Source organism: Variovorax sp. P1_G12, from assembly GCF_056405555.1.
The window spans coordinates 1-17,237 of sequence record NZ_JBFUBW010000006.1 but is presented as its reverse complement, the minus strand read 5'-3'; the positions used below and the strand labels follow the sequence as shown (position 1 = coordinate 17,237).

General features: G+C 69.4%; 19 protein-coding genes. 8 read left to right on the top strand and 11 right to left on the bottom strand.

Annotation, left to right across the window (positions count from 1 at the left end):
- Positions 1-4: 4 nt before the first annotated feature.
- The 5 genes from AC1D2O_RS08440 to AC1D2O_RS08420 form a co-directional block, all read right to left on the bottom strand.
- The gene (locus AC1D2O_RS08440; RefSeq protein ID WP_478086412.1) at positions 5-700 is read right to left on the bottom strand and encodes a glutathione S-transferase; all 696 of its coding nucleotides are present in this window, start codon (positions 698-700) and stop codon (positions 5-7) included.
- The gene (locus tag AC1D2O_RS08435) at positions 667-2,022 is read right to left on the bottom strand and encodes an MATE family efflux transporter (RefSeq protein WP_478156817.1); all 1,356 of its coding nucleotides are present in this window, start codon (positions 2,020-2,022) and stop codon (positions 667-669) included. Before AC1D2O_RS08435 ends, AC1D2O_RS08440 begins: the two co-directional genes overlap by 34 nt.
- Before the next feature lie 74 nt (positions 2,023-2,096).
- Positions 2,097-2,669, bottom strand: a complete 573-nt coding sequence (locus AC1D2O_RS08430; RefSeq protein WP_478086411.1) for a DUF2239 family protein — start codon at positions 2,667-2,669, stop codon at positions 2,097-2,099.
- Positions 2,670-2,743: 74 nt separating this feature from the next.
- Entirely contained in the window at positions 2,744-3,106 is a 363-nt protein-coding gene (locus AC1D2O_RS08425; RefSeq protein WP_478086409.1) for a GIY-YIG nuclease family protein, read from the bottom strand.
- A gap of 59 nt (positions 3,107-3,165) precedes the next feature.
- The gene (locus AC1D2O_RS08420) at positions 3,166-3,660 is read right to left on the bottom strand and encodes a hypothetical protein (protein WP_478086408.1); all 495 of its coding nucleotides are present in this window, start codon (positions 3,658-3,660) and stop codon (positions 3,166-3,168) included.
- Positions 3,661-3,757: 97 nt separating this feature from the next.
- Here AC1D2O_RS08420 and AC1D2O_RS08415 point away from each other — a divergent pair, with 97 nt between their 5' ends.
- From AC1D2O_RS08415 to AC1D2O_RS08405, 3 genes are read left to right on the top strand one after another with little or no spacing between them, the layout of a single operon-like run.
- Positions 3,758-6,130, top strand: coding sequence for a Tex family protein (locus AC1D2O_RS08415; RefSeq protein ID WP_478156708.1), 2,373 nt, complete (start codon positions 3,758-3,760; stop codon positions 6,128-6,130).
- Positions 6,131-6,177: 47 nt separating this feature from the next.
- Positions 6,178-7,257 carry a patatin-like phospholipase domain-containing protein gene (locus tag AC1D2O_RS08410; RefSeq protein WP_478089938.1) on the top strand — a complete coding sequence of 360 codons (1,080 nt, stop codon included), beginning with the start codon at positions 6,178-6,180 and terminating at the stop codon, positions 7,255-7,257.
- Between the two features lie 44 nt (positions 7,258-7,301).
- A complete protein-coding gene (locus AC1D2O_RS08405) occupies positions 7,302-7,523 on the top strand; it encodes a hypothetical protein (RefSeq protein WP_478089939.1) in 222 nt (73 codons plus the stop codon).
- Positions 7,524-7,538: 15 nt separating this feature from the next.
- On the opposite strand, the gene AC1D2O_RS08400 is transcribed toward AC1D2O_RS08405, so the two are convergent.
- The 4 genes from AC1D2O_RS08400 to AC1D2O_RS08385 are packed head-to-tail and all read right to left on the bottom strand — an operon-like array spanning position 7,539 to position 10,780.
- Positions 7,539-7,904 (bottom strand): nitrile hydratase accessory protein, encoded by a 366-nt coding sequence (locus AC1D2O_RS08400; protein ID WP_478089940.1) that lies wholly within the window; start codon positions 7,902-7,904, stop codon positions 7,539-7,541.
- Entirely contained in the window at positions 7,901-8,563 is a 663-nt protein-coding gene (nthB, locus tag AC1D2O_RS08395) for a nitrile hydratase subunit beta (RefSeq protein WP_478089941.1), read from the bottom strand. Before nthB ends, AC1D2O_RS08400 begins: the two co-directional genes overlap by 4 nt.
- Positions 8,560-9,189, bottom strand: coding sequence for a nitrile hydratase subunit alpha (gene nthA, locus AC1D2O_RS08390; RefSeq protein WP_478089942.1), 630 nt, complete (start codon positions 9,187-9,189; stop codon positions 8,560-8,562). Before nthA ends, nthB begins: the two co-directional genes overlap by 4 nt.
- 19 nt (positions 9,190-9,208) lie before the next feature.
- Positions 9,209-10,780 carry an AMP-binding protein gene (locus AC1D2O_RS08385; RefSeq protein WP_478089943.1) on the bottom strand — a complete coding sequence of 524 codons (1,572 nt, stop codon included), beginning with the start codon at positions 10,778-10,780 and terminating at the stop codon, positions 9,209-9,211.
- 154 nt (positions 10,781-10,934) lie between these two features.
- Between AC1D2O_RS08385 and AC1D2O_RS08380 the strand changes: the two genes are divergently transcribed.
- Entirely contained in the window at positions 10,935-11,921 is a 987-nt protein-coding gene (locus AC1D2O_RS08380; protein WP_478089944.1) for a tripartite tricarboxylate transporter substrate binding protein, read from the top strand.
- Between the two features lie 10 nt (positions 11,922-11,931).
- On the opposite strand, the gene bla is transcribed toward AC1D2O_RS08380, so the two are convergent.
- Positions 11,932-12,801, bottom strand: coding sequence for a class A beta-lactamase (gene bla / locus AC1D2O_RS08375; protein WP_478089945.1), 870 nt, complete (start codon positions 12,799-12,801; stop codon positions 11,932-11,934).
- A gap of 94 nt (positions 12,802-12,895) precedes the next feature.
- Between bla and AC1D2O_RS08370 the strand changes: the two genes are divergently transcribed.
- Entirely contained in the window at positions 12,896-13,795 is a 900-nt protein-coding gene (locus tag AC1D2O_RS08370; protein WP_478089946.1) for a LysR family transcriptional regulator, read from the top strand.
- On the opposite strand, the gene AC1D2O_RS08365 is transcribed toward AC1D2O_RS08370, so the two are convergent.
- A complete protein-coding gene (locus AC1D2O_RS08365) occupies positions 13,765-14,901 on the bottom strand; it encodes an iron-containing alcohol dehydrogenase (protein ID WP_478089947.1) in 1,137 nt (378 codons plus the stop codon). The genes AC1D2O_RS08370 and AC1D2O_RS08365 overlap by 31 nt on opposite strands.
- A gap of 123 nt (positions 14,902-15,024) precedes the next feature.
- Between AC1D2O_RS08365 and AC1D2O_RS08360 the strand changes: the two genes are divergently transcribed.
- From AC1D2O_RS08360 to AC1D2O_RS08350, 3 genes are read left to right on the top strand one after another with little or no spacing between them, the layout of a single operon-like run.
- Positions 15,025-15,960 carry an alpha/beta hydrolase gene (locus AC1D2O_RS08360; RefSeq protein ID WP_478089948.1) on the top strand — a complete coding sequence of 312 codons (936 nt, stop codon included), beginning with the start codon at positions 15,025-15,027 and terminating at the stop codon, positions 15,958-15,960.
- Positions 15,957-16,826, top strand: coding sequence for a YbgC/FadM family acyl-CoA thioesterase (locus tag AC1D2O_RS08355; protein WP_478089949.1), 870 nt, complete (start codon positions 15,957-15,959; stop codon positions 16,824-16,826). Before AC1D2O_RS08360 ends, AC1D2O_RS08355 begins: the two co-directional genes overlap by 4 nt.
- A complete protein-coding gene (locus AC1D2O_RS08350; RefSeq protein ID WP_478089950.1) occupies positions 16,768-17,019 on the top strand; it encodes a hypothetical protein in 252 nt (83 codons plus the stop codon). The genes AC1D2O_RS08355 and AC1D2O_RS08350 overlap by 59 nt, the downstream gene beginning before the upstream one ends.
- Positions 17,020-17,237: the final 218 nt, after the last annotated feature.

Here is a 17,237-nt window from a genome sequence, read left to right as displayed (position 1 = left end):
TCGATCAGGCAGGGAACTCGACGCCGCGCTGGCCGGCGCGCCAGGGCGGGTACTTGTGCATCACGTGCGCAAAGACCGGTGCCTCGAGCCGTGCGGCCAGCCAGGCGTGCAGGCGCGGCCAGGCCTCCTGCGCTTCGAACCAGGCCGCATCGACCTGCGCGAACTGCCGCACAAAAGGCGCGATCGCGATATCTGCGACCGCGGGCGTGTCGCCGTGCAGACAGGACCGGGTCTGCAGCAGCGTCTCAAGCCGCGCGAGGAAGAGGGCGCCTCGTGCGCGATGTGATTCGGCACCGGCCTCGGCCACCGGTTGCCGCTCCGGATACTTGTAGCCGTCCAGGTGCCGCTTGAAATCACCGTCGCATTCGGCGATCAGCGCCAGCATCTCGTCCAGCGTCGCGTGAGCGGGCCTCAGCCAGTGCTTCGGGTCGTTGCGCCTCAGCGCCCACAGCATGATGTCAAGGCTCTGGTCGATCACGCGGCCATCCACGTCGACCAGCACCGGCACCGTGCCCTTCGGCGACGCGGCCAGCAGTTCGACCGGCTTGTCGCGCAGCACGACCTCCCGCAGTTCGCAGAACTGGCCGCTGACGGCGATGGCCATCCGCGCCCGCATCGCATAGGGGCAACGCCGGAAGGAGTAGAGGATCGGCCGCGCGGCCGCGCTCAGATCAGCCGCTGGATCGCCTTCTTGCGCCATACGAAGCGGTAGTAGCAGGCCTGCAGCGTCAGCATCGCGGTGAAGGCCACCGGATAGGAGATCCAGATGCCGTTCAGGCCCAGGCGGTGGCTCATCCCCCACGCCACCGGCACCTCGATCAGCGCGATGCAGAAGATCGAGATCGCGGTCGGCACCAGCACCGACCCGCTGGCGCGCATGATCCCCGACAGGGCCGCGCCCATGCCGAAGATCACGGTGCTCCACAGCATGATGTGCAGCAGCGTCTGCGCCACTTCGATCACCGGCTCGCTGGTGATGAAGAAGCCCATCAGCGGCCGCGAGAACAGGTAGCCCAGCACCACCAGCGAGCCGGTCAGCATCAGGTTCATCAACAGCGCGGTGCGGGTGATCGCGCCGAGGCGCTGCACCTGGCCGGCGCCGATCGCCTGGGCGCCGAGGATCGAGGCCGTGATCGCGATCGAGATCGCCGGGAACTGCACGTAGGCCACCACCTGGTTGACCGCGCCATAGGCCGCGGTCGCATCGGAACCGTAGGCATTGACGAAGGACAGCAGCGCGATCTCGGCCAGCGAGACGACGATCATCTGGACGCCGGTCGGCACGCCGACCTTGAGCACCGCCTTGAGCAGCGCCGGACGCACGCGCAAGTGCCGCACGAAGTCGGCATCCGGCGCCAGCGGACTCTTCTTGCGCCGAAGATGGAAGGCCAGCCAGGCGGTCGCGACCACGAAGGAGACCACGGTGGCCCAGGCGCCGCTGGCCACGCCGAGCTGCGGCAGGCCGAACCAGCCCCTGATCAGCGCCGGCGTGATCACCAGGCCCAGCGCGGTCGAGATCATCAACGTGTAGAGCGGGGTCACGGTGTCGCCGACGCCGCGCAGCATGGCGGTCGACAGCAGGAACACGAACAGGCCCGGCATCGCGATCAGGATGATGCGCGCGTAGCGGGTGGCGTCGACCAGGATGTCGGCCGGCGTGCCGAGCAGCTTCAGCATCGGTTCGGTGAAGATGCCGCCGAAGAGCGCGACACCGAGGCCGAGCAGGATGCCCACCGTGAGTGTCGTGCCGGCCACCGCGCGCGCCTTGTCGGGCTCGCGCGCGCCCCAGGCCTGGCCGATCAGCACCGAGGCGCCAGCCCCGAGGCCGATCGTGAAGGCGATGAAGAAGAACATGATCGGGAAGAAGCCCGACACCGCCGCCAGCGCGCGCACACCGAGCATCTGCCCCAGGTAGACGTTGTTGAGCGTGCCCGAGAGCGACTGCAGGATGTTGCTCAGCAACATCGGCGCGAGGAACAGCAGGAACACCTTCCACAGCGGCTTGGACGCCATCGCGGCCATGCGCGCATTGGCGGGTGGGGCGACCGGCGGCGGCACCGTGTCGGCAGCGGCAGCGGCGGCCGGGTCGACGGCGCTCATTGCTGGCTCCAGGCCGATGCGGCGAGCTTGTGGAGTTGGGCGCCGACGTCCTCGGGCCAATCCGCGACGCGTTGCGCGAAGCGCTCGCGGTCGCCGGCGAACAGCGCGCGGGTGGCTTCCTCGAAGCCGGGCAGGGAGCCGGCGATCACGGTCATGAATCGATAGGCGGATTCGCGCGCCGCACGTACGGCGTCACGGTCGGCGTTGACGCGGCTGGCCTCCTGGACCAGGCGCCGAAGCGCCACGGAAGCGCCGCCGGGCTGGCGGTTGAGCCAGTCCCAGTGGCGCGGAAGCAGGGTGACCTCGCGCGCCACGACGCCCAGCTTGGGACGGCCTACGCCGCGCGGCGCCTCTGCAGGCGCCTCGGCGCTGGCCGCCGGTGTCGCGGCGCCGGCCCTGTGATGCACATCGAAGTCGAGCAATTCGCCAGTCTGTTCGTCGAACACGAGGCAGGGCGCATCGTCTTCCCGCTCGCGCAACTGCGCGAGCACGTCAGCCGTGCTGCCGTGGGCGATGCGCTTCAGGTCAGCGAAGACGATCAGGTTGAGGGGGGCGGAATCGGACGGCATGGTGGTTTTCTTTGTTATCGAGGGGGCCGGGCAGGAAGGAGGCTCGTAATCTACCCGCTGACGAGCTTCGAGCGTCACGGTGCGTGGTACCCGCGTTCGCCGACACACTGGCGTTCCTCGCGCCAGAGGGCGAGGAGCTTCTCGACTTCGGCGCCACGGTCGAAGGCCGGGTCGTCGCTCTCCTTGATCCGGTCGACCACTTCGAAGCGAAAGTGCGCCGCGCCGTGTTCGATCCAGTCGCGCAGCAGCGCCTTGTTGCGGTGCGAGCGCAGGCCAAGCTCGAAGCGCGCGCGGTTCAGGGCACCCTCGACATCCAGGCTGCCGGCCATGTAGCTGCGGCCGTTCAAGGTGTTCGTGATGGCCAGGACCCCTGCCGGTCGCAGGGCGTCTTTGTACGTTCGCGTCAGGGCGCGCCGCGTTTCTTGTGGCAAGTTCATGCCCACATATTACCCGGGTAAATTGAGTTCTTCAATATACCCGGGTAAAAATAAGGAGCTCAACCTTCCCGCAGGCGCCGCCAGCCCCGACGAATGCGGCGTCTCAGCGCCCGCACAAGGCGCCAGGCACGCCTCTCGCGAACGCGCGTCAGCACGCCGTCCTTCCAGCTTTTCCAGCGCGGATAGAAGCGCGCGAACCATGGGATGCGCATCAGCGCCGGCTGGACCAGCTGGAACAGCCGTGCCAGGATCGCGGTGCCCACCAGCTTGGCACCGAGCAGCAGCAGCAAGGCGCTCACGGCGTGCCCTTCGCCGAGCAGGAAGAGTCCGAAAAGCTTGACCGGCAGCAGCATCAGTGCCGGCAGAAAGAAGGCCAGCACCGCGCCCCAGGGAGGCAGCGCACGCACCGCGGCCTCGATGCGCGCCCAGATGCGCAGCCGCGCCAGCCGGGCTGCGCCGCGGGCCAGCGGGTCCCAGCCCCACTCCTCGAACAGCAGCACCGGCACCAGCAGCGCCATGCCGATCAAGCTCAGGAGTTTCTTCAAGATACGCATTCGGCGCCATTGTCCGCTTGGGGCCTATGGCAAACTTCCGCGCTTTATCCGGCAGGCGCCAAGGGCGCCGTCGTCCCTGGGACTTTCCTCCTCATCCATGCAGAAAATCATTCGCCAGCTCGCGGCCGAGATCAAGGTCGGCGAGCACCAGGTGAAGGCTGCCGTCGAGCTGCTCGACGGCGGTGCCACCGTGCCCTTCATTGCCCGCTACCGCAAGGAGGTCACCGACGGCCTCGACGACATCCAGCTACGTGAACTCGAGGCCCGCCTGTCCTACCTGCGCGAGCTCGAGGATCGCCGCGCCGCGGTGCTGAAGAGCATCGACGAGCAGGGCAAGCTCACCCCTCAACTGCGCAGCGCGATCGAATCGGCGCCCACCAAGCAGGAGGTGGAGGACCTTTATCTGCCCTTCAAGCAGAAGCGCCGCACCAAGGGCCAGATCGCGCGTGAATTCGGCATCGAGCCGCTGGCCGACAAGCTGCTCGCCGATCCCACGCTGGATCCGGCCGTCGAGGCGCAGGCCTTCCTGCAGCCGGCCACGACACTGGACGACGGCAAGCCGGGTCCGGATTTCTCGACCGTCCCGGCCGTGCTCGATGGCGTGCGCGACATCCTTTCCGAGCGCTGGGCCGAGGACGCCCCGCTGGTGCAGCGCCTGCGCGAGTGGCTCTGGGCCGAGGGCCTGCTGAAGTCCAGCCTGATGGCAGGCAAGGACGAGAACAACGCCGACATCGCCAAGTTCCGCGACTACTTCGACTACGACGAGCCGATCGGCCGCGTGCCCTCGCACCGTGCGCTCGCGGTGTTCCGCGGCCGCGCGCAGGAGATCCTCGACGCCAAGCTGCTGCTGCCGGTCGAGCCCGAGCCGGGCAAGCCCTCGATCGCCGAAGGCAAGATCGCGCTGCACCTCGGATGGAGCCATGCGGGCCGGCCGGCCGACGACCTGATCCGCAAGTGCGTGGCCTGGACCTGGCGGGTCAAGCTGGCGCTGTCGACCGAGCGCGACCTGTTCACGCGGCTGCGCGAAGAGGCCGAGAAGGTCGCCATCAAGGTCTTCGCCGACAACCTGCGCGACCTGCTGCTGGCCGCACCGGCCGGCCCGCGCGTCGTCATGGGGCTGGACCCGGGCATCCGCACCGGCGTCAAGGTGGCGGTGGTCGATTCGACCGGCAAGCTGGTCGAGACCGCGACCGTCTTTCCGCACGAGCCGCGCAAGGATTGGGAAGGCTCGCTGCACACGCTCGGCAAGCTGTGCGCCAAGCATGGCGTGAACCTGATCGCGATCGGCAACGGCACCGCCAGCCGCGAGACCGACAAGCTGGCGGCCGACCTGATCAAGCTGCTGGCCAAGATGACGGCGCAGGCCGGCGCGCCGGACGTCAACGTCGACAAGGTGGTGGTGAGCGAGGCCGGTGCCTCGGTCTACTCCGCCAGCGAGTTCGCCTCGCAGGAGATGCCGGATGTCGACGTCAGCCTGCGCGGCGCCGCCAGCATCGCGCGCCGCCTGCAGGACCCGCTGGCCGAACTCGTGAAGATCGATCCGAAGTCGATCGGCGTCGGCCAGTACCAGCACGACGTGAACCAGAGCGAACTCGCGCGCACGCTGCACGCGGTGGTCGAGGATTGCGTGAACTCGGTCGGCGTCGACCTCAACACCGCCAGCGTGCCGCTGCTGTCGCGGGTCTCGGGCCTGTCGGCCAGCGTCGCCAAGGCCGTGGTGCGCTGGCGCGAAGCCAACGGCGCCTTCGCCAGCCGCCAGCAGCTGCTGGACGTCAGCGGCTTCGGCGCCAAGACCTTCGAGCAGAGCGCGGGCTTCCTGCGCATCCGCGGCGGCAGCAACCCGCTCGACATGACCGGCGTCCATCCGGAAACCTACCCGGTGGTCGAGCAGATGATCGAGAAGTCCGGCAAGCCGGTGGCGGAGCTGATGGGCCGCGCCGACATGCTCAAGACGCTGAAGCCCGAGCTGTTCGCCAACGAGAAGTTCGGCGTCATCACGGTCAAGGACATCTTCGGCGAGCTCGAGAAGCCCGGCCGCGACCCGCGCCCCGACTTCAAGGTGGCGCGCTTCAACGACGGCGTCGACGACATCAAGGACCTGGTCGAAGGCATGGTGCTCGAAGGCACGGTGAGCAACGTCGCGCAGTTCGGTGCCTTCGTCGACCTGGGCGTGCACCAGGACGGCCTGGTGCACGTGAGCCAGCTCTCGCACAAGTTCGTCAACGATGCGCGCGAGGTGGTCAAGACCGGTGACATCGTCAAGGTCAAGGTGATGGAGGTCGACGTCGCGCGCAAGCGCATCGGGCTGTCGATGAAGCTCGACGCCGCGCCGGCGCGCCGCGATGGTCCGCGCGACAACCGCTTCGAAGGCGCGGGACGCGGCCAGCAGGCGCCGCGCCGCGACAACTCGCCGCAGCCGGCCGGCCAGATGGCCTCGGCCTTCGCCAAGCTGCAAGGGCTGCGCAAGTAAGTGGCCGCCGTGGGCCGGAGCGCACGATTCTTGCCAGTGGACCGGGCATGAAAGCGCTTCGGATCTACGCCGGCCCGGCGGCCCGCGAACACATCGCTGGCCACGGCCTGCAGCCGGCAGACGTGCGCACCATCCCGGGGGCCGCCGGCGGCCCCAAGGGATTGGTGCTCGGGCCGATCGACCGCTTCCTGTTCGGCGACTGGTTGCCGCGTTCGTCGCAACCGGTCGACCTGGTCGGCGCTTCCATCGGCGCCTGGCGGCTGGCCAATGCCTGCCTGAGCGAACCCCGGAGCGCCTTCGAGCAGTTCGAGCACGGCTACATCCATCAGCATTTCGAGCTGCCGCCGGGCCAGAAGCGGCTGAGCGCGAAGCAGGTCAGCGCGCAGTTCGGCGAAGGACTGCGCAGCTTCTACGGCGGCCGCTCGGCCGAGGTGCTCGGGCACTCGCGCTACCGGCTGCACGTGATCACCTCGCGCGGCCGGCACATCCTCGGGCGCGAGGGCAGGGCGCGCACGCCGGTGGGCTACCTGGGCGCCTTCCTCACCAACAGCGTGCACCGCAAGGGCCTGGGCGCCTGGCTCGAGCGCGTGGTGTTCTCGACGCCGGGGGCCGCGCTGCCTTTCGGCACGCGGGATCTCCGCACGCGCCAGGTCGATCTGGTCGAGGCCAACTTCGAGCTCGCGCTGCAGGCTTCGTGCTCGATTCCGTTCATGCTCGAGGCGGTGCACGACATCCCGGGCGCGCCGCCCGGCGCCTACTGGGACGGCGGCATCACCGACTACCACCTGCACCTGGACTACGGCAACGCCGAGGGGCTCGTGCTGTATCCGCATTTCCAGCGGGCGGTGGTGCCGGGCTGGCTCGACAAGGGGCTCAGGTGGCGCCACAAGCCCACGGGATTCCTCGACCGCATGGTGGTGCTGGCGCCGGATCCGGAGTGGGTCAAGGGCCTGCCCAACGGCAAGCTGCCGGACCGCAACGACTTCCTGCGCTATGGCAGCGACCTGGCCGGACGCATCAAGGCCTGGAGCACTGCGGCCGCGGCGTCGTGCCAGTTGGCGGAGGAGTTCTCGCAGTGGCTGGAAACGGGCTGCAGCGTGCGTGAGGTGCAGCCGCTCCAGGCATGACGGCGCTACAGTCGACAGACGCATTGCCTCCCTCGAAGCTCTCCATGAACGCATACCGAATCATTGGCCTGATCCTGATCTTCGCCGGCATCCTGTCGCTCGCGCTGGGTCATGTCAGCTTCACCAAGTCGACCCACCAGATCAAGATCGGACCGGTCGAGCTGGCGGTCAAGGAGAAGCGGGACATCGAGTTGCCGATCTGGGCCGGCATCGGAGCGATCGTGGTGGGCGGGGTGCTGGTGGTGATCGGTGGGCGCAAGCGCTGAAGCCGCACGCAGGGCTCAGCCGAAATCCTGCTCCCGCAACTCGATCGCGCGCCCATGCGGCGTGCGGTCCGCTGCCCGGTCCCAGGCCTGTTGATAGCGTTCGAGTTCCGCCGCCGAACTCGCGCCCTTGGCTGCGACCAGCGTCTCCAGCGCGGCCAGCCAGTGGCGGTAGTACGTGTCGCCAAGGTCGGCATCACCGGCAGCCTGGGCGGCGCCGATCTGCCGGGCCAGCGCATCGGCCCATTCGGGCCAGGTGAACAGGCCGCGCTGGTGCAGCGAAACCGCAAGGGCGAAGGCGTGCGCCTCCCAGGGCTCGCGGAACACCGGCTCCGCGCCATCATCGGTCGGCATGCCGGGCAGCAGTCGGGGGATCGCGTTCATTCGGCAGGCTCCAGGTAGCTCTCCCAGGCGTCGACCGAGACGCTGAGTCCGGCCTCGGCGCCTTCGCCCCACAACGCAGCGCCGTCGAAAACGACCGTGTAAAGCCACTGCGGTCGCTCACCCAGCCCCTGCGCATGCGCGTCGGCGAAGACGTGCATGCCGTGCAGGCGCTCGACAGTGCCGACCTGGCCCTGCACGTAGCCGGGCAGACGTGTGTGGTGATCGACGGCGCCGGCGCGGGTGCGCACGCGCTGGCCGGCCGCGAAGCGTGCCGGTGCGGTCGCGGGGCGCTCCGTGGCGGTTCCCCGGGCCAGCGCGGCCGGAACGTCGGCCGCGCGCAGGACGCGCTTGACCGATTGCGGTGGATGCAGCATCCGGCCCGCAGCCAGCTCGTCGGGCAACAGCTGTAAGCGCTCGGCCATCAGCGCCTCGAGCGCCGCGAGCCAGATCTGGTAGTAGCTCAACTGGGCGTAGGCGGGCAGGGTCTCGCGTGCGCTGCGGCTGGCATCGATGTTCCACGATCCGGTGCCGCCCATCGCCAGGGTCAGGGCCAGCACGCGCGCCTCCCATCGGGCGTGGAAAGGCTCGCCCTCGGGCTCGCGGACGATCTGGCCGGGCAGGTCCCGGCCGCCGAGATCGGCGTGGGAGACGTAGCTCATGGCGCGGCCTCAGGCGAGCGGGCCAGTCCGGTACCGATCATCGAATCCCGCGTCACGAGATCGGCCAGGGCTTCCTCGCTCCACCCTTCGGTGCCGGCCGGGCGCTGCGGGATCACGAGGTAGCGCACCTCGGCGGTGGAGTCCCAGACACGGATCGCGGTCGACGCGGGCAGCTTCACGTCGAACTCGGACAGCACGCCGCGCGGATCCTTCACGGCCCGCGAGCGGTAGGGCGCGCTCTTGTACCAGGTCGGCGGCAGGCCCAGCACCGGCCAGGGATAGCAGCTGCACAAGGTGCAGACGACCATGTGGTGCTGGGTGTCGGTGTTGGCGACCGCGACCATGTGCTCGCCCTGGCGTCCGCTGTAGCCCAGCGAGGCGATCGCCGCGGTGGCGTCCTTCAGCAACCAGTCGCGAAAGGCCGGATCGACCCACGCGCGGGCGACCACCCGCGCGCCGTTGCGCGGGCCGATCTGGGTCTGGTAGGTGTCGATGAGCACGTCGAGTGCCGCCGGATCGATATACCCCTTCTGCGTGAGCACGGTCTCGAGGGCGCGGACCCGCAGGTCCATTTCGCCGAGTTCGCTGTGGTCGTCGGAATGCGCGTGGTCGTGGTCGTGGGCCATGCACGCATGCTAGCGCGGCTCAGCGCTGGTACAAGTCCTGGTGCTGCCCGCGTATCAGGTGCTTCTGCAGCTTCCCGGTGCCGGTGCGCGGAAACTCGGCCACGAAGACGATCGCCTTCGGCGTCTTGAAGCCGGCCAGGCGGGCGGCGCAGTGCGACATCAGGGCCGCCTCGTCGAGTGCCGATCCGGGCCGCCGAACGACCACGCCGGTGATCGCCTCGCCCCAGTGCGCATGCGGCAGCCCGACCGCCGCGGCCTCCGCCACCTCGGGGTGGTCCATCAGGCAGCGTTCGACCTCGACCGAGGCCACGTTCTCGCCGCCGGTCTTGATCACGTCCTTGTAGCGGTCCTCGAACCAGATCGCGCCGTCCTCGTCGATGTGCGCCACGTCGCCGCTGTGGAACCAGCCGTGGCGCAGGCAGGCGCGGCTCTCCTCGGGCAGGTGGAGATAGCCGTTCATGACCTGCGGGCCGCGGTAGACCAGCTCGCCGGTCTGGCCGCGCGGCAGCAGCCGGCCCTGGTCGTCCATCACGGCCACGCGCGTCATCGCGGTGGCGGTGCCCCAGGTGGCCGACTTGCTCCACTGGTGCTCGGGGCGCTGGACGCAGGTCGCCGGCGTGAATTCGGTCTGGCCCGAACCGAGGACCACGTCGGCGTTCGGAAACATCGCGTGGATGGCCGCGAGCCGCTCCTGCGGCATCGGCGCCATCGCGTACATCGCGCGGCGCATCGCCGGAAAGCTGCGCCCCTGCAACTCGGGATGCCCGAGCAGCAGGCCATACATCATCGGCAGCAGGACCACCAGGTGCACGCCCTCGGCTTCGAACAGCGTCGCCACCCGTTGCGGTTCGAATCCCTGGGTCAGCACCAGCGTGCCGCCGATGACCATCAGCGGCAGCACCACGCTGTTGAGCATCGCGCAATGGAACAGCGGCAGTGCGACCAGCGAGGTGTAGCCTGGGCCGCCGTGCAGCGACAGCGCACCGGTCAAGCCCGCCATCGTCACCGCGAGGTGGCTGGTCAGCACGCCCTTCGGGGTCGAGGTGGTGCCGCTGGTGTAGAGCAGTTGCACGACGTCGCGGTCCCGGATCTCGACTTCGAGCGGCTCGCGGCTTCCGCCGGCCAGCAGGGCCTCGAACTCGGCGCCCGTGTGGAAGCGATGCGCGAGCGATGGAAGGTCTTCGGCCAGCACGCCCCGGGCCATGTCGCGCAACCCGTCCTCGACCACCAGCACGCGGGCGGCGGCATCGCGCAGGCACCAGGCGATCTCGGCCGGGCGCAGCCCGAGATTGACCGGCGCGCAGATCAGGCCGGCGCGGGCGCAGGCGAAGTAGGTCAGCAGCAGTTCGGTGCAATTGCGCGCCATCACCGCCACCACGTCCTGGTGTGCGAGCCCGAGGCCGAGCAGGGCGTGGCCGAGTTGGTCGACCTGGCGATCGAAGTCTGCGTAGCGGAGCCGGCGCGGGCCGTCGACGATGGCCACCCGGTCCGGATGGAGGTCGGCGCTGCGGGCGAGCACGTCGCCCACGCAGACCCGTTCGATGAGGTTGCGCTCAAGCGCGCTCGGCGCGGCGAACTCGTGTTCAAGCATTGCCTGTCTCCCTGTGTGGATGCCGAGAAGATAGGGAGGTCGCCAGGCCTCGTCTTGTGTGAACTGGCTGCACCCCTGGGCTGACGGGCAAACCCTGAGGCTCGGTCCGCCTGCCGCCTTCCAGAATGGGTCGACCCTCCTGGAGACCTTTTTCATGCCGCATGTCCGCCTGTCCCGCCGTGTCTTCAACCTGTCGGCCGCCGCGGCGGCGGTCTCGGTCGCAGCGCCTTCGCTGGCGCAATCCGCCTGGCCTTCCAAGCCGATCCGCATCGTCGTGCCGTACACGCCCGGCGGCTTCACCGACCAGATGGCACGGCTGATCCAGCCCGGACTGCAGAGCCGGCTCGGCCAGGCGGTGGTGATCGACAACAAGCCCGGTGCCAACAGCCTTATCGGCGTCGATGCGGTCGCCAAGGCGGTGCCCGACGGCAGCACCTTCGGCGTCGTGATCGCGGCCTATGCGGCCAACACCACGCTCTATCCCAAGCTGCCCTACGACCCGCGCCGCGACCTGGTCGGCGTGTCGCTGATGGGCGTCTCGCCGCTGCTCGCGGCGGTCAACAACGACGCGCCCTTCAAGACCGCGAAGGAACTGATCGACTACGCGCGCGCCAACCCCGGCAAGGTGAGCTTCGGCTCGTCGGGCAACGGCTCGGCGGCGCACCTCACGAGCGAGCTGTGGAAGTCGCTCACCAAGACCTACATGATCCACATCCCGTACCGCGGCGCAGTGCCGGCGCTGACCGACCTGATGGGCGGCCAGATCCAACTCTTCTTCGATGCGCCCACGGGGCTCATCAACCAGGGCAAGGCCGGCAAGGTGCGGCTCATCGGCGTCGCCAGCGAACGGCGGCTGCCGGTGCTGCCCGAGGTGCCGACCTTCATCGAGCAGGGCTTCCCGGGTTTCACCGGCAGCACCTGGGCCGGCATGCTGGCCCCTGCCGGCACGCCGCGCGAGATCGTCAAGCGCATGTCGGAGGAGGTGGCGCGCATCATCAAGAGCGACGAGACCAAGGCCCGGCTGGAGGCCATGGGCACCTTCCCGGCGGGCAGCACGCCCGAGGAGTTCGATGCCTTCATCGCCGCCGAGACCACCAAGTGGGCCCAGGTCATCAAGACGGCGAACGTGAAGCCGGACTGAGCGACCGCGTTCAGGCGGCCCGTGCGATCGCGGCCCCCACCGAGGCCAGTGTCGCATTGCGGGCCTCCATCGAGGCCGTGCTCTGGGTCAGGTAGACCGCGGCCAGGATCGGCGCGCGGCCCGGCGGCCGCAGGATCGCGATGTCGTTGGCGGTGCCCTGGTCGCCGGAGCCGGTCTTGTCGCCGACCGACCAGTCCGGCGGCACGCCCGCGCGCAGCCGCTGGCCGCCGGTCTGGTTGGCGGCCAGCCAGCGTTCCATCTGCGCACGCGACGGCGGCGAGAGCGCATCGCCCAAGAGAATCTTTTGCATGTCGTCCAGCATCGCGCCCGGCGTCGTGGTGTCGCGCAAATCGCCGGGGCGGGCCTCGTTGAGCGCGGTCTCGATGCGGTCGAGCCGCGTCTGCGCGTCGCCCAGCGAACGGGCATAGTGCGTCAGGCCGGGCGGTCCGCCCAGGCTCGCGAGCATCAGGTTGCCGGCCGTGTTGTCGCTGCGGGTGATGGCGGCCTCGCACAGCTGCGACATCGTCATGCCGGCGCCACCGACGCGCTTTTCGGTCACGGGCGAGTAGGTCACGAGCTCGGCGGCGGTGAAGACGATGCGGCGGTCCAGCCGCTCCTGCCGCTGGTCGACACGCGCCAGGATCGCCGCGGCAGCCAGGAACTTGAAGGTGCTGCACATCGGAAATCGCTCGGCCTCGCGGTGCCCGGCGCGGGCGCCGCTGCCGGTGTCGAGCACCGAGACGCCGAGGCGGGCGCCGCTGGATGTCTCGATCTCGGCGAATCGTGCCGAAAGGGCCGCCTTGCCGTCCGCCCGGGCCAGGGTGCAGGCGCCGGCAAGGGAGGCCAGCAGGCCGGCAGAAAAGTGTCGTCGCTGAATCATTCATTCTCCTGAAAGCAGGCAACTCTCGGCGTTTCCGGACGACGGCGCAAACGATGGTATTTTGCAGATTACAAAAGAAAATCTATCGCATCCAATGACGCGCCCCCATCTTCCTCTGAACGCGCTGCGGGCCTTCGAATGCGCCGCCCGCCACCTCAGCTTCACGCTCGCGGCGGCGGAGCTCCACGTGACGCAGGCGGCGGTGAGCCAGCAGGTGCGCGGTCTCGAATCGCGCCTCGGCGTGTCGCTGTTCCGCCGCTTGCCGCGCGGCCTGGTCCTGACCGACGAAGGCCATGCGCTGCTGCCGGTGCTGGTCGATGCCTTCGGCCGCATCGAGGCGGTGATCCAGCAGTTCGACAACGGCCATTTCTTCGAGGTCCTGAGCATCGGCGTGGTCGGCACCTTCGCGGTCGGCTGGCTGATGCCGCGGCTTCGGCTGTTCCGCGAAAGCTGCCCCTTCATCGACCTGCGCCTGATGACGCACAACAACGTGGTCGACCTGGCGGCCGAAGGGCTGGACTTCGCGATCCGCTTCGGCGACGGCAGCTGGCCGGGTCTGCTGGCCGACCCCTTGCTGACCGCGCCGCTGAGCGTGCTGTGCGCCCCTGCGGTCGCGGCCCGCGTGCGCCGGCCGCAGGACCTGGCGCACGAGACCCTTTTGCGCTCCTATCGCGCGGAAGACTGGCCCGGCTGGTTCGCCGCCGCGGGCCTGGACTGCCCGGCCATTCGCGGGCCGGTGTTCGACTCGTCGCGGCTGATGGTCGAGGCGGCCGTGCAGGGCGCGGGCGTCGCGCTGGCGCCGGCCTCGATGTTCGAGCGCGAACTGAAGGAAGGCCGGTTGATGCGGCCCCTGGCCATCGAGGTGATGACCGGCAGCTACTGGCTCACCCGCCTGCGGTCACGGCCGCCGAGTCCGCCGATGGCGCTGTTCCGCAACTGGCTGCTGGCCGAAGCCGGCGCACCCTACATCGACGCTTCGAGCATCCGGCGGTAGTCGTCGCGGGTCGCGAGCCGCGGGTTGGTCTTGTGGCAGTGGTCGGCCATCGCGCCGTCGATCACGGCCTCGAAGATCGCGGGCGTGACGCCGACCTCGGCCAGGCCCTTGGGCAGGCCCAGGCGCGCGCTCATGTCGCGGATCGCGTCGCCGAGGTCGCCGGCCGAATCCAGGTGCATGGCCTGCGCCATGCGCTGCAGCCGCTGCTCTTTCCGGACCGACTCGGCGCCGGCGTTGAAGTGGATCACGGCCGGCAGGAAGAGGGCGTTGAGGGTGCCGTGGTGCAGGCGCGGGTCGATCCCGCCCAGGCTGTGGCTCAGCGAATGCACGCAGCCCAGGCCCTTCTGGAAGGCCATCGCGCCCTGCATCGAGGCGCTCATCAGGTTGAGCCGGGCCTCGCGGTCGCTGCCGTCGCGGGTGGCGCGCTCGATGTGGGCCCAGGCGCGTTCGAGGCCGTCGAGCGCGATGCCGTCGGCCGGCGGATTGAAGGCCGCCGACATGAAGGTTTCCATGCAGTGGGCGATGGCGTCCATGCCCGTGGCCGCGGTCAGTTTCGGCGGCAGGCCGAGCGTGAGTTCGGGGTCGCAGATGGCGGCCTTCGGCATCAGGAACCAGCTGTGGAAGCCGAGCTTGCGATGGTCGTCGACGATCACGATCGCGCCGCGCGCGACCTCGCTGCCGGTGCCGCTGGTGGTCGGCACGGCGATCAGCGGCGCGACCCGGTCGGTGATCTTCGGCGAGCCGCCTTCGATGGTGGCGTAGGTCTTGAGCGGGCCTTCGTGCGTGGCGGCGATCGCGACGCCCTTGGCGCAGTCGATGGCCGAGCCGCCGCCCACCGCGATCAGGCCGTCGCAGCCCGCCTCGCGGTATTGCGCGGCCGCCAGCCGCACCGCGGCTTCGGTCGGATTCGAGGGCGTCTGGTCGAATACCGCCACCGGCAGGTCGCCGAGCGCGTCGAGCGCCTTCTGCAGGATGCCGGCGGCGCGCACGCCGGCGTCGGTCACGACCAGCGGCCGCGTGATTCCGATGCGCTCGCATTCGCTGCGCAGCAGCTGGACGGCGCCGAAGTCGAACTGGATCTGGGTCAGGTACTGGATGAGGGCCATGGCTGTGATGCGAGTGGTTCGGTGAAGCGGACGGTACGATGCGAGCCTTCGAATCTAACAAGCACCGCAGTCCTTGGACACGAAAATTACCCTAGCGCTTGTCTCCGGCGGGTCAGCCCGGCCATGGCAGTGCTGACCCCCAAGATGGCCGGCGTCATCGAGCGCATGGCCCGTGCCGGCCGACCGCCGCTGAATGCCCTGACACCGGCCGAGGCCCGAGCGGCCTACGAAAAAGGCGCCGGCGTGCTCGAAGTCCCGAAGCCGCAGCTCGCGCGCGTCGAGGATTTCAGCGTGCCCGCGCGCGATGGCCATGCGCTGCCGGCGCGCCTGTACGCGCCGTCCAGCGAGGTGCTGCCGCTGCTGCTGTTCTTCCATTGCGGCGGCTTCACGGTCGGCAGCATCGCGACCCACGACACCCTGTGCCGGGTGCTGAGCCGGCAAAGCGGCTGCGCCGTGATCTCGGTCGACTACCGGCTGGCGCCCGACCACAGGTTTCCGACGGCCTCCGACGACGCCTGGGATGCGCTGGCACACGTCGCGCAGAACGCCGCGCAGTGGGGCCTCGACGGCACGCGGATCGCCGTCGGCGGCGACAGCGCCGGCGGCACGCTGGCCGCGGTCTGCGCGATCCTGGCGCGCGACGCCGGGCTGCCGATCGCGCTGCAATTGCTCATTTATCCGGGCACCGCGGCGCATCAGGACACGGACTCCCACCGGCGCTACGCCGAAGGCCCTCTGCTCGGCGAGGCGCTGATCAGCTGGTTCTTCGGCCAGTATGTCCATTCGGCCGCCGAGCGCGACGACTGGCGCTTCGCGCCGCTCAATGCCGACGACGTCGAGGGCGTCGCGCCGGCCTGGATCGGCCTGGCCGAGATCGACCCGGTGGTCGACGAAGGCATCGCCTACGCCGACAAGCTGCGTGCCGCCGGCGTCGCGGTCGACCTTGAAATCTACCGCGGCGTGATTCACGAATTCGTCAAGATGGGCCGCGCCATTCCCGAAGCGCTGCAAGCCCATGCCGATGCCGCCCATGCCCTGAAACAAGCCTTGCAACCATGACCGACCTCCACCAGAAATCCGACTTCCGCTTCTTCCATCGCCTGCGCGTGCGCTGGGCCGAGGTGGACATGCAGAAGATCGTCTTCAACGCCCACTACCTGATGTACTTCGACACCGCCATCGCCGACTACTGGCGGGCGATGGCACTGCCGTACGAGGAAGCGATGCTGGCGCTCGACGGCGACCTCTACGTGCGCAAGGCCACGGTCGAGTTCAACGCCTCGGCGCGGGTCGACGACCTGCTCGACGTCGGCATGAAGTGCCAGCGCGTGGGCAACTCCTCGATCGTGTTCCACGGCGGCCTGTTCCGCGGCGAGCAACTGCTGGTGAGTTGCGAGCTGGTCTACGTGTTCGCCGATCCGGCCACGCAGACCTCCAAGCCGGTGCCGCCGCTGCTGCGCGAGATCCTCGCGGCCTACGAGGCCGGCGAGCCGATGCGCGAGGTCGCCACCGGCGACTGGGTGCAGCTGGGCGAGGGCGCGGGCAAGGTGCGGCGCGAGGTCTTCATCGACGAGCAGCGCATCCCGAAGGAACTCGAATGGGACGAACATGACGCGACCGCGGTGCATGCGGTGGCGCGCAACCGGCTTGGCCAGGTGATCGCGACCGGGCGGCTGCTCCCGGAAGCGCCCGGCCTGGCGCGCATCGGACGGATGGCCGTGCACCGCACCCTGCGCGGCGGCGGACATGGTGCGGCCGTGCTGCGCGCACTCGAAGCGGTGGCCAAGGCGCGCGGCGACCGCGAGGTCAGCCTGCATGCGCAGCGCACGGCGCAAGCCTTCTATGTCCGGCTCGGCTACGCACCGCATGGCGAGCCTTTCGAGGAAGCGGGGATCGCGCACCTCGAGATGCGGCGAACGCTCTGAGCCTCGTCCCGGCGGCTGGTGCTACAGGGAAACCGCGGCGGCGCTGCGGGCCGCCGGGCACACCGTCTTCACGCCCACCCACACCGGCGTCGGCGAGCGCTTTCACCAGTCGGCGGAGAACATCACGCTCGAGACCCACATCCGCGACGTCTGCGGCTGCATCGAATGGGAAGAGCTGAAGCTGGTTGCCTGAGTTTTGGGGTTTAGGGTTTTGTTGAAGGGCGGGGGCGGGGGCGGGGGCGGCGGCGGTGGGCGGTAGGCCCCGGGCCGGCCGACGTCACCGGCCGCTTCGCGGCTGCCCTGCGCTGCTCACGGTACGCGGGGTCTCGCTCAAACTCGCTCCGCTGCGCTCCACTCAAACAGTCGCGAGCCCTGATCCGCGCACCGCTGCGCTGCTCGGCGGTGCCTCAA

Coding starts and splice junctions, on each gene's coding strand:
- AC1D2O_RS08440 (WP_478086412.1), bottom strand. CDS start 700: ATGGCGCAAGAAGGCGATCCAGCGGCTGATCTGAGCGCGGCCGCGCGG.
- AC1D2O_RS08435 (WP_478156817.1), bottom strand. CDS start 2,022: ATGGCCGCGATGGCGTCCAAGCCGCTGTGGAAGGTGTTCCTGCTGTTC.
- AC1D2O_RS08430 (WP_478086411.1), bottom strand. CDS start 2,669: ATGCCGTCCGATTCCGCCCCCCTCAACCTGATCGTCTTCGCTGACCTG.
- AC1D2O_RS08425 (WP_478086409.1), bottom strand. CDS start 3,106: ATGAACTTGCCACAAGAAACGCGGCGCGCCCTGACGCGAACGTACAAA.
- AC1D2O_RS08420 (WP_478086408.1), bottom strand. CDS start 3,660: ATGCGTATCTTGAAGAAACTCCTGAGCTTGATCGGCATGGCGCTGCTG.
- AC1D2O_RS08415 (WP_478156708.1), top strand. CDS start 3,758: ATGCAGAAAATCATTCGCCAGCTCGCGGCCGAGATCAAGGTCGGCGAG.
- AC1D2O_RS08410 (WP_478089938.1), top strand. CDS start 6,178: ATGAAAGCGCTTCGGATCTACGCCGGCCCGGCGGCCCGCGAACACATC.
- AC1D2O_RS08405 (WP_478089939.1), top strand. CDS start 7,302: ATGAACGCATACCGAATCATTGGCCTGATCCTGATCTTCGCCGGCATC.
- AC1D2O_RS08400 (WP_478089940.1), bottom strand. CDS start 7,904: ATGAACGCGATCCCCCGACTGCTGCCCGGCATGCCGACCGATGATGGC.
- nthB (WP_478089941.1), bottom strand. CDS start 8,563: ATGAGCTACGTCTCCCACGCCGATCTCGGCGGCCGGGACCTGCCCGGC.
- nthA (WP_478089942.1), bottom strand. CDS start 9,189: ATGGCCCACGACCACGACCACGCGCATTCCGACGACCACAGCGAACTC.
- AC1D2O_RS08385 (WP_478089943.1), bottom strand. CDS start 10,780: ATGCTTGAACACGAGTTCGCCGCGCCGAGCGCGCTTGAGCGCAACCTC.
- AC1D2O_RS08380 (WP_478089944.1), top strand. CDS start 10,935: ATGCCGCATGTCCGCCTGTCCCGCCGTGTCTTCAACCTGTCGGCCGCC.
- bla (WP_478089945.1), bottom strand. CDS start 12,801: ATGATTCAGCGACGACACTTTTCTGCCGGCCTGCTGGCCTCCCTTGCC.
- AC1D2O_RS08370 (WP_478089946.1), top strand. CDS start 12,896: ATGACGCGCCCCCATCTTCCTCTGAACGCGCTGCGGGCCTTCGAATGC.
- AC1D2O_RS08365 (WP_478089947.1), bottom strand. CDS start 14,901: ATGGCCCTCATCCAGTACCTGACCCAGATCCAGTTCGACTTCGGCGCC.
- AC1D2O_RS08360 (WP_478089948.1), top strand. CDS start 15,025: ATGGCAGTGCTGACCCCCAAGATGGCCGGCGTCATCGAGCGCATGGCC.
- AC1D2O_RS08355 (WP_478089949.1), top strand. CDS start 15,957: ATGACCGACCTCCACCAGAAATCCGACTTCCGCTTCTTCCATCGCCTG.
- AC1D2O_RS08350 (WP_478089950.1), top strand. CDS start 16,768: ATGGCGAGCCTTTCGAGGAAGCGGGGATCGCGCACCTCGAGATGCGGC.